We start from the raw sequence: 9,923 nt of genomic DNA on the forward strand, positions 1-9,923 counted from the left end.
TTGACTTGGCTCAACGTTCGGCCTTGAAGGCGTCCGGGATCGCCTGGGCGATCGCCTTCTTCATGACCGTCGGCAACGCCTGTGCCCCAAGGGTGTCGACCGGTTCCCACCAGCCGTTGCCCCCGGTTTCGGCGCGCGCGACATTGGCCCGGTAGACCGAAAGACGCAACTCGAAATGCGTGAACACGTGGCTGATCGCGCCGCAGTCTTCCCAGGATGCGGCAAAGGGCTGGGAGGCAAGCGAGGTATCGCCGTCCTTTCGCGAGGTCCAGTCGGTGCCCGGCACTTCCGTCATGCCGCCAAGCAGACCGCTCTCGACGCGCTTGCGCAGATAGACGGCGTTGTTGGCATCGATCGCGACAAAGGCGGCGCCGCGGCGCAACGGCTTCTCCTTCTTCTTTGCCTTGCGCGGAAAGGTCTCCGGATCGGCAACGACGAGTGCCCGACAATGGGCGCGGAAGGGACAGAGCGAACAGGCGGGGCGCTTGGGCGTGCAGATCGTGGCGCCCAGATCCATCATCGCCTGGGCGAAATCGCCCGGCCGCTCGTCCGGCGTCAGCAGTGCTACTTTCGCCCGCATCTCCGGCTTTGCCGCCGGCAGCGGCGTTTCGATCGCGTAGAGCCGCGAGATCACTCGCTCGACATTGCCGTCGAGCACCGCGCTCTTGCGGTCGAAGGCAATGGCCGCGACAGCCGCCGCCGTATAGTCGCCAATGCCCGGCAGCGTCTTCAACCCCTCTTCGGTGTCGGGGAAGCGGCCGCCATGTTCGCTTGCGACGGCTTCGGCGCATTTCTTCAGGTTGCGGGCGCGGGCGTAATAGCCAAGCCCCGCCCAAGCCTTCATCACGTCCTCGTTGTCGGCGCGCGCGAGCGCCCCGACCGTTGGCCACAGCGACAGGAATTTCTGGAAGTAGGCCTTCACTGCCTGGACTGTCGTCTGCTGCAGCATCACCTCCGACAGCCAGACGTGATAGGGATCGGCGATGATCCCGCGTGCAGACATTGGCGGCGAGACCCGCCAGGGCAGGTCGCGGTGGTGCCTGTCGTACCAGTGAAGCAGAAGGGGTGCGGCGTCCGCCGCCGGTATCGTATCGTGCATGATTTGCCGGGAGTTCTCTTTCCGGCCTATACTTGGCGAAGCAGAGCCGTGTCATCAAGGCTCAATCGACGTTGCATACAGAAAGACAGTCTCCGTGCGCGAGCAGAAGACCCGCAAGGGCGTGGTTCAGATTAGCGAGGTCGCCAACGGCCTGATCGACCCGGTGCTCGCCAAGCGCGCGGGCATCAACACCATGCTGCTCGGCTCCTGGGACGAGATCGCCGGCGAGGAATTTGCCGATTGCACCCGGCCGGAAAAGATCGCCTGGCCGCGCCGCGCATCCGAGATCTCGGGCGAGGGCGGTCATCAGCCGGGTGTCCTGACGGTCGCCTGCGAAGGCGCACGCGCCCTTTTCCTGACCCATGCCCAGGGCGAGCTGATCCAGCGCATCAACGGCTTCTTCGGCTTCTACGCCATCGGGCAATTGCGCATCGTGCAAAAGCCCGTGTCGCCGCAGGTGAAGCATCGCGGCAAGCCCAAGCCGCTGACCGGCGAACCCGCCCGGCGGCTCGAGGCGATGGTTGAGGGCATAGAGAGCGAGGAGCTGAAGGCGGCTCTGCGAAGGCTGGGCACGGCTGTTCTCAATCCACGCCGCCGCTAAGGCATGTCCGCAAGCGCGTTAAGCGGGTTTGCGACAACGGCATGCGAAACCGGAGGCGCGACGCGTCTGAAAGATCGCCACGCGCTTCAGCCGAGCCATCGGCCGGTCACAATTCTTTGAATTCTGTTGACGACCGGCCACTTGCCGCCCTCTTCGCGGCAAGATATCGAATCCGCACTGCAATTCCCTCCGAACACGGGTCAAATCATGTCCGCTTCCGCAATGAACCTTACCAAGCGCCTGCTCAGCGGTGCCGCCGTCGCAACCGTCGCCCTGGTGCTTGTCGCCTGCAGCGACGACAAGAAGGAAGCGGCGTCGTCCGCCCCGGCTGCGACCACCGAAACCGCCGCCAAGGCTGAGACCAAGCCGGCAACGGACGCGACCACCACCGCGTCGACGACCGCTGCTCCGGCCGCCACCGAGGCGAAGCCTGCCGCCGCAACCACCGAAGTCGCACAGTCGACCGCTGCTCCGGTCAAGGTCGAGCTTCCCTCGTCGGAAGGCTCCGTTGATGCCGCCAAGCTGATGGAGCCTGGCGCACTGCCGGAAATGGCAATCGGCGACGCCAACGCGCCGGTGACCATCGTCGAGTACATGTCGATGACCTGCCCGCATTGCGCGGCTTTCCACAACAACACCTTCGAAGCGATCAAGACCAAGTATGTCGACAGCGGCAAGGTTCGCTTCGTTCTGCGCGAATTCCCGTTCGATCCGCGGGCGGCGGCTGCCTTCATGCTGGCTCGCTGCGCCCCGGAGGGCCAGTACTTCCCGATGATCTCGATGCTGTTCAAGCAGCAGCAGCAGTGGGCCGCAGCCCAGAACGGCCGCGATGCGCTGCTGCAGATGTCCAAACTCGCCGGTTTTACACAGGAGAGCTTCGAGGCCTGCTTGACGAACCAAAAACTTCTGGATGATGTGAACGCTGTAATGCAGCGCGGCGCAAAGGATTTTGGCGTTCAGTCGACGCCGACCTTCTTCGTCAATGGAGAGCACTATTCGGGGGACATGTCGGTTGACGTTATGTCGGCCCTCATCGACAGCAAGCTCTGATCCTTCGCTTTTCCTGAAAACGGGCGACGGCGGCGGCTGTGCGCCCGTTTTTTTCGTTCGGAGTGACGGCAGAGGGGGGTATGCCATCGCTCCAGTGTCGCCAGCATGAAGTTCAACAAGCTGCGCCTGCTTGGCTTCAAGTCCTTCGTCGAACCCACCGAATTCATCATCGAGCGGGGCCTGACCGGGGTCGTCGGGCCGAATGGCTGCGGCAAGTCGAACCTCGTCGAAGCGCTGCGCTGGGTGATGGGGGAGAACTCCTACAAGAACATGCGCGCGTCCGGCATGGACGACGTGATCTTTTCCGGATCCGGCAATCGCCCGGCGCGCAACACCGCCGAAGTCGGGCTCTACCTCGACAACAGCGACCGTACCGCTCCGGCTGCCTTCAACGACAGCGACGAGATCCAGGTGACGCGCCGCATCGAGCGCGAGCAGGGGTCGGTCTACAGGATCAACGGCAAGGAGGCGCGTGCCAAGGACGTGCAGCTTCTCTTCGCCGACGCCTCGACCGGCGCGCGCTCGCCGTCGATGGTCGGGCAGGGTCGCATCGGCGAACTGATCGCTGCCAAGCCGCAGGCGCGCCGCCAGCTTCTCGAAGAGGCGGCCGGCATCTCCGGCCTGCACTCCCGTCGCCACGAGGCGGAACTGCGCCTGCGCGCCGCCGAGACCAATCTCGAACGCCTCGATGACGTCACCTCGCAGCTCGAAAGCCAGATCGAAAGCCTGAAGCGCCAGTCGCGCCAGGCCAACCGCTTCAAGATGCTCTCGGCCGATATCCGCAAGCACGAAGCGATTCTCTTCCATATCCGCTGGGTGCAGGCCAAGGAGGCGGAAGCCGAGGCGACGAGCCAGCTGAACCAGGTGACTGCGCTGGTTGCCGAAAAGGCCCAGCTGCAGATGCAGGCGGCCAAGGACCAGGCGATCGCCAGCCTGAAGCTGCCGGAACTGCGCGAGAACGAAGCGAAGTTCGCTGCCGCCCTCCAGCGCCTGCAGATTGCGCGCTCGCAGCTCGAAGAAGATGCGGGCCGCATCCTGCGTAGGCGCGACGAGTTGCAGCGGCGCCTCGCGCAGCTTGCCGAAGACATCACCCGCGAAGAACGGCTCGTCGTCGACAATGCCGGGATCCTGTCCCGCCTCGACGAGGAGGAGGCCGAGCTCAGCGACATGCTGGCCGAGGCCGACGATCGCGCTTTTGAAGCGCGCGAGCGACTGGAAGAGGCCCATGAAAAACTCGCTGGCAGCGAAGCCGAGCTGGCACGACTGACGGCCGAACGCGCGGAGGCCCAGGCCGGCCGCAACCAGCTGGAACGGGCGCTGCGCGACCTCTCGGAACGGCAAGCCCGGCTTGCCCGGCAACTGGGCGATCAGTCGCGCGACCTCGATGAACTCGATCGCCAGATGGCGGCCCTTCCCGATCCGCACGAAAAACAGGGACAGGTGGAGGTCGCCGAGGCGGCGCTGGAAGAAGCCGAAGCCAACGTGCTTGCGATCGAGGAGGCGCTTGCCGACGCGCGGCGCACCGAGGGTGAAGCACGTCCGCCCGTCGACCGCGCCCGCGCTGCGCTGAACGGCATCGAGACCGAAGCGCGCACCATCCGGCGCATGCTGGAGGCGGTCGCCGGTGGCGCCTATCACGCGGTTGTCGAGGACATGAAGGTCGATCGCGGGTTTGAAACTGCGCTCGGCGCTGCCCTTGGCGACGATCTGGATTCGCCACTCGACGAAGCTGCCCCTGCCCATTGGCGCCTGCCCGGCGATCACGCGGGCGACGCTGCCTTGCCCGAAGGCGTGAGCGCGCTTGCAGCCCATGTGAAAGCGCCGGATGCCTTGACTCGCGCCCTCAGACAGGTCGGCATCGTCGCAAGCGAGGCGGATGCCGAACGCTTGCTGCCACTGCTCAAGCCCGGCCAGAGCCTTGTGACCAAGCAAGGGGCGGTCTGGCGCTGGGATGGCCATGTTACCGGCTCCGAGGCGCCGAGCGCGGCCGCCTTGCGGCTAGCCCAGAAGAACCGCTTGGGCGAGCTCGATGCGGAAGCAGAGGATGCCGCCGATACGCTTGCCCGCGCCGAGGCCGAACTTGCCGAGGCAAGCGCGCGCATTCGCGCCGAAGACGAGCGCCTGCGGTTTGCGCGTGACGCCCAGCGCATGATCACGCGACAGGTCGCCGAGGCGCGCGATGCGCTGGCGGCCGCAGAGCGGGCATCCGGAGACCTCGCGCGCCGGCGGGCCGTGCTTGCGGAGACCCGAAGCCAGATCGAGGTTCAGGTCGAGGAAGTGGCCGAACAGATCGAGACCGCCAACGACGCCTTGGCCGATGCGCCGGACCTGTCTGAACTCGAACTGAAGCTGCGCGCCCAGACGGCCGATGTCGCCACCGATCGCGCCGCCGTTGCCGAGTGCCGCGCCGCCCATGACGGATTGGCGCGCGAAAACGAGGCCCGCCAGCGGCGTATCACCGCGATCGCCGCCGAACGCCAGACCTGGAAGGCGCGCGCCGCAAGCGCCGAGGACCATATTGCGACGCTCAGGGACCGCGAGGCGGAAGCCCGCGACGAGGTGGAAGAGCTGATCGACGCGCCTGACGAGTTCGAGGACAAGCGCCGTGCGCTGATGAACGAGTTGCAGAAGGCAGAAGCGGCGCGTCGCGAGGCGGCCGACCTGCTTGCCGAGGCCGAAAACCGGCAGCGCGAGGCCGACCGGCTGGCGGCGACCGCGCTTTCCGAACTGGCGGAATCGCGCGAAAAACGCGGCCGTGCAGAGGAGCGCCTGGTCTCCGCGCGCGAACGCCGTGTCGAGATCGAGGCCCGCATCCAGGAAGCGCTCTCCTGCGCCCCGCATGAGGTGATGCGCCTGACCGGGCTTGCCGTCGACGAGGCGCTGCCGGATATGCGCAATATCGAACGCGAACTCGAACGGCTGAAGATCGAACGGGAGCGGCTTGGCGCCGTCAACCTGCGCGCCGAGGAGGAGCAGAAGGAGCTCTCCGAAAAACTCGCCCTGCTTTTGAAGGAGCGCGATGACGTCATCGAGGCGATCCGCAAGCTGCGAAGCGCGATCCAGAACCTCAACCGTGAGGGCCGCGAGCGGCTGATCGCCGCTTTCGACGTGGTCAACGTGCAGTTCCAGCGGCTGTTCACCCATCTCTTCGGCGGCGGCACGGCAGAACTGCAACTGATCGAGAGCGACGATCCGCTGGAAGCGGGCCTTGAAATCCTCGCCCGCCCGCCGGGCAAGAAGCCGCAGACGATGACGCTGCTTTCCGGCGGCGAGCAGGCGCTGACGGCGATGGCGCTGATCTTCGCGGTGTTCCTCACCAATCCGGCACCGATCTGCGTTCTCGACGAAGTCGACGCCCCGCTCGACGACCACAACGTCGAGCGCTATTGCAACCTGATGGACGAGATGGCGGCATCGACCGAAACCCGCTTCATCATCATCACCCACAATCCGATCACCATGGCCCGCATGAACCGCCTGTTCGGCGTGACGATGGCCGAGCAGGGCGTTTCGCAGCTCGTCTCCGTCGACCTGCAGACGGCGGAACGCCTGCGCGAAGTGGTCTGAACCCGGATCCTCTCATTGTTTCATCGAACATTGAGAGGATCTAACTCTTTGTTATTACGCAATTTCGGACGGAAAACCGTTGTACACTTTTCTTGGAATTGCTCTATTCGAACTCGGCGATGAAGCCTGGTGCCGGCCGTGACGGGTCGCGTGCTTCCCAAGTGTCGATATAGGATGCCTTGGGCACCTTGTCGGCGCGGTAGGCAGCATAGAGCGTCGCCGCACCCACTTTCGCCGGCGGGCGCCTGAACCATTTGTCGTAGGCAACGGCAGCCCCCGTCGTCCAGGCCCAGGCATCGGCAGCGCCGTTCTCGTTGACAAAACCGATCCAGGGTCCGACGCGGCGATGTTCGCCGCCTTCAAACAGGCTGTCGAAGAACCGCGTGTCCGCGTTGACGAGGGAGGCGACGAACGCGTTCTCGTCGCTGTCGCCAATTGTTGCCAGGTGGCCGCCGCAACGCTCGGCCGTCGCCCTTGCTTCCTGCCAGTCGACTTGCCGCGTGCCATAGGCTGCCGCGTAAACGTGCCCATCGAACATGCCGTAGGTCAACGAAAATGAGGCAAGGCAGCGCACGACAGATACGATCGCCTCGTCCTCAAGGCCCTCGAGATCGGCGGCCTCATAGCGGCGCGCAATGGCGGCAGAGAGGACCTGATGGTCGACATGGGCAAAGCCGAGGCCGAGTGCTGCGCTCGTTTCCTGATCGAGAAAGCCCGACTGGATCAGGCCCCGTGCGGTTTGAAACGACGTAACCGCCCGGCGCGTCTGGCCACCGAGCGTGCCGTCCGTCTGGCCCGTATCGAAGCCCTCGCGGCGCAAGGCTTCCTGGGCTGACGAAAGCTTCTCCTTGCTGTCGAAGAGTTTCTGCTCCTGTGCCATTGCGACAAGAGGCGATTTCAAGGTGTCGCTTGCTGCGAGGCGCTGAACGGACTGCCGTGCCGCGTCCGCGTAGCTGCTGTCGCCATGTTTGCCGATGAACCGCTTCCACGTCCGGATCGTATCGACGCGCATCGCCTTGGCGAAATCGACTGCGGCGATGTCCACGGCCGGCACAGTCGGTTGGGCGGGCTCTGTTTTGACCGTGCCTAGGTTGGGGCCGTCCTGATTCAGATAGAATTCCAGATCGAGCGACGACAGGATCTGCGGCGACTGTTTCCCGCCCGTTTCCAGGCGCACCGCCCGGATCACCCGCTTGAAGGCGGTGCCGATTTCAAGGCCGGGACCGGCAAGATGGGCGATCAGCGCGCGGGTGAACGGCGAGTGCCCGTCTGTACCGTCGGCTGCGACCTGGCCGGGCGCTGCAGCGAACGCGACGAGCGTACCGGCGCTTTTGGTCTCGACCGGCGCAAGCCCTCGCGTTGCGGCCCCACGGCTGGCGCCTTCGACTTCGCGGTTGAGCCGGTCGGCCAGCGGATTGTTGCGGCAGGCGTCGAGGAAGACGAGCGAGATCCGGGCGCGTTTTTCGAGCGCGTTGACGATCTCGGAAAGGGCCATGGTTTCACCGGGCACATCGAATTCGCTTTCGAGCTTCGCATCCGTGCCGACAAGGAAGTTCTCGCCGTGCAGCTGCATGCCGTGCCCGGCATAGTAAAACAGCGCGACATCCTCAGGCCCGATCTTGCGCGAAAACCGCGCAAGCGCCTCGGCAAGGCCCCGGCGGTTGGCGTTGAGCACGAGGTCGGTGTCAAAGCCCTGTTCCCTAAGGTAGGCATCAAACGCCTCGGCATCGCGCACGGCGTTCGGCAACACGCCCGCCGCGACGTAATCCGTCATGCCGACGATCAACGCCAGCCGTTTGCCGTCGTCGGCGAGAACCTGCCCGGCGACAAAGAGGGCGATCATGGCCGACAGGATCCGGCATGTCAGCCTTGTGCGCCATGTCATGATCTGTCTCCGATCCCCTGGACGATGCGGACTGTCATTCGAATTCCAGGACAAGGCTCGGGCTCATGTTGTTGAGCCCCATGTCCTGCCACGTATTGGTGTAGGTGCCCTTCATGTCGAGCCGGCCCGAGCGCTGGGTGTAGTACATCGCCAGATCGTTGCCCGGCTGGAACTCGTTCGGCGCACCGGGGAACCATTTCGCGTACGTCATCGCCTCGCCGTTTCCCCAATGCCAGCCGCCTTTAGGCTCCTTGCCCTGCGGATCCTGCACCAGGCCGATCCACGGCCCGACCTTGTAGCTGATGCTGTCCGGGGCGTAGAAGCCCATGTCGAAGAAGTCCTGATCGGCGTTGAACAGAGACGCGATGAAAGTGTTCTCGGCGTCCGATGTAATCGAGGCGAGGTGGGCGCCGCAGGTCTTGGCGAGCTCCTGCGCATAGGCTGCGCGCGTCGGTCCCGTTCGCACAGCGACGTAAAGGTGCCCTGCGAATGCTCCGTAGACCGATGGCTCCTCTCTGAGACACTTGACGGCGGCAAGGACGCGTTCGTCCGTTTCCAGTCCGGTCAGGTCTTTGATGTCGTAGCCCCGCGCGGTCGCGGAACTGTAGATGCCCTCTGCGGCAAGGTTCACCTTGACGCCGAGCGCTTCCGCCGTCTTTTCGGTGATGAAGCGCGAGCCGCCCTGACCCTTGGTGTTCTGGTAGTTTTTGATCGCGTCGCGTGTCTTGGCGCCGAAGACGCCGTCGGCGGTGCCGGCGTCGAACCCGCGCGCGGCGAGCGCCAGCTGGACGTCTCGCCGCCTGTCGGTGTCTGGCAACAGCCGCGCCTCGACGGACTGCGGCAGATGCGACTGGTTGCGCGTGGCAGCCGGCTCGATCTGCGAAAGCGTCTGGCGCGCGAGTTGCGCGTATTCGCCGCTCCGGTGCTTTTCGATGAAGAAGTGCCAGATGCGCGGGGTGCCGACCCTCAACGCCTTCTTGAAGTCCTTTTCTGCCTCAAGCGCCTCGGGGTCGGCGGCCGGCACGGCCACAGCCGGCACCGCCAGTGATGGCTGGACGGCCTGCGGTTGCGGCATCGCCGTTTCCGGCCCGAAGTAGAACTCGAGCGACAGGGAGGAGAGGATCTGCGGCTGCTGCTTGCCCTTAGTTTCCTTGCGCACGTCGCGCACGACCCGCTTGAAGGCGGTGCCGACTTCGAGACCGGCGCCCGAGAGATTGGCGATCAGCGCCCGGGTGAACGGCGAGTGCCCGTCGGTGCCGTCGGCGGCGACCTGTCCGGGCGCAGCGGCGAAAGCGACCAGCGTGCCGCCGCTCTGCGTCTCGATCGGCGCAAGCCCCCGTGTCGCAGCACCTCGGGTGGCGCCTTCCACCTCGCGCGTCAGCTTCTCGGCGAGTGGATTGTTGCGGCAGGCATCGAGGAAGACCATGGATATGCGCGCGCGCTTTTCGAGCGCGCCGATGATTTCCGACAGCGCCACGGTCTCGGCCGGCACGTCGAACTCGCTTTCAAGCTTGGCATCGGTGCCGACAAGGAAATTCTCGCCGCGCAGTTGCATGCCGTGGCCGGCGTAATAGAACAGAGCCGTGTCGTCCGGCCCGATCTTGCGCGAGAAATTCGAGAGGGCGCCGGCAAGTCCCCGGCGGTCGGCGTTGAGCACCAGGTCGGTTTCAAAGCCCTGGCCCTTGAGGAACGTGTTGAAGGCTTCGGCGTCGCGCGCAGCG

General features: G+C 65.1%; 6 protein-coding genes. 3 read left to right on the forward strand and 3 right to left on the reverse strand.

All coding sequences use genetic code 11. The features are described 5' to 3' along the window. Positions 1-10 precede the first annotated feature (10 nt). Positions 11-1,099, reverse strand: coding sequence for an A/G-specific adenine glycosylase (gene mutY, locus VGO12_RS02330; protein ID WP_414650662.1), 1,089 nt, complete (start codon positions 1,097-1,099; stop codon positions 11-13). 94 nt (positions 1,100-1,193) lie between these two features. On the opposite strand from mutY, the gene VGO12_RS02335 reads away from it, so the two are divergent. The 3 genes from VGO12_RS02335 (at position 1,194) to smc (ending at position 6,317) form a co-directional block, all read left to right on the forward strand. Beyond that, positions 1,194-1,700, forward strand: a complete 507-nt coding sequence (locus tag VGO12_RS02335) for a DUF721 domain-containing protein (protein WP_327511136.1) — start codon at positions 1,194-1,196, stop codon at positions 1,698-1,700. Positions 1,701-1,907: 207 nt separating this feature from the next. Then, positions 1,908-2,750, forward strand: a complete 843-nt coding sequence (locus tag VGO12_RS02340) for a DsbA family protein (protein WP_327511137.1) — start codon at positions 1,908-1,910, stop codon at positions 2,748-2,750. 105 nt (positions 2,751-2,855) lie between these two features. Beyond that, complete coding sequence (gene smc / locus VGO12_RS02345; RefSeq protein WP_327511138.1) at positions 2,856-6,317, forward strand: chromosome segregation protein SMC; 3,462 nt, start codon at positions 2,856-2,858, stop codon at positions 6,315-6,317. Positions 6,318-6,420: 103 nt separating this feature from the next. Here the strand turns inward: smc and VGO12_RS02350 are convergent, their stop codons facing one another. Further along, positions 6,421-8,202: a caspase family protein gene (locus VGO12_RS02350; RefSeq protein WP_327511139.1), complete on the reverse strand. Its 1,782-nt coding sequence runs from the start codon at positions 8,200-8,202 to the stop codon at positions 6,421-6,423. A 34-nt stretch (positions 8,203-8,236) separates the two neighbouring features. After that, on the reverse strand, positions 8,237-9,923 hold a 1,687-nt coding region (locus VGO12_RS02355), incomplete at its 5' end, for a caspase family protein (protein ID WP_327511140.1).

Source organism: Ensifer sp. (assembly GCF_035999135.1).
In the GTDB taxonomy this organism is placed as follows: Bacteria; Pseudomonadota; Alphaproteobacteria; order Rhizobiales; family Rhizobiaceae; genus Ensifer.

What these genes read in the sequence shown, in the direction of transcription:
- VGO12_RS02340 (WP_327511137.1), top strand. Translation starts at nt 1,908, where the DNA reads ATGTCCGCTTCCGCAATGAACCTTACCAAGCGCCTGCTCAGCGGTGCC.
- mutY (WP_414650662.1), bottom strand. Translation starts at nt 1,099, where the DNA reads ATGCACGATACGATACCGGCGGCGGACGCCGCACCCCTTCTGCTTCAC.
- smc (WP_327511138.1), top strand. Translation starts at nt 2,856, where the DNA reads ATGAAGTTCAACAAGCTGCGCCTGCTTGGCTTCAAGTCCTTCGTCGAA.
- VGO12_RS02350 (WP_327511139.1), bottom strand. Translation starts at nt 8,202, where the DNA reads ATGACATGGCGCACAAGGCTGACATGCCGGATCCTGTCGGCCATGATC.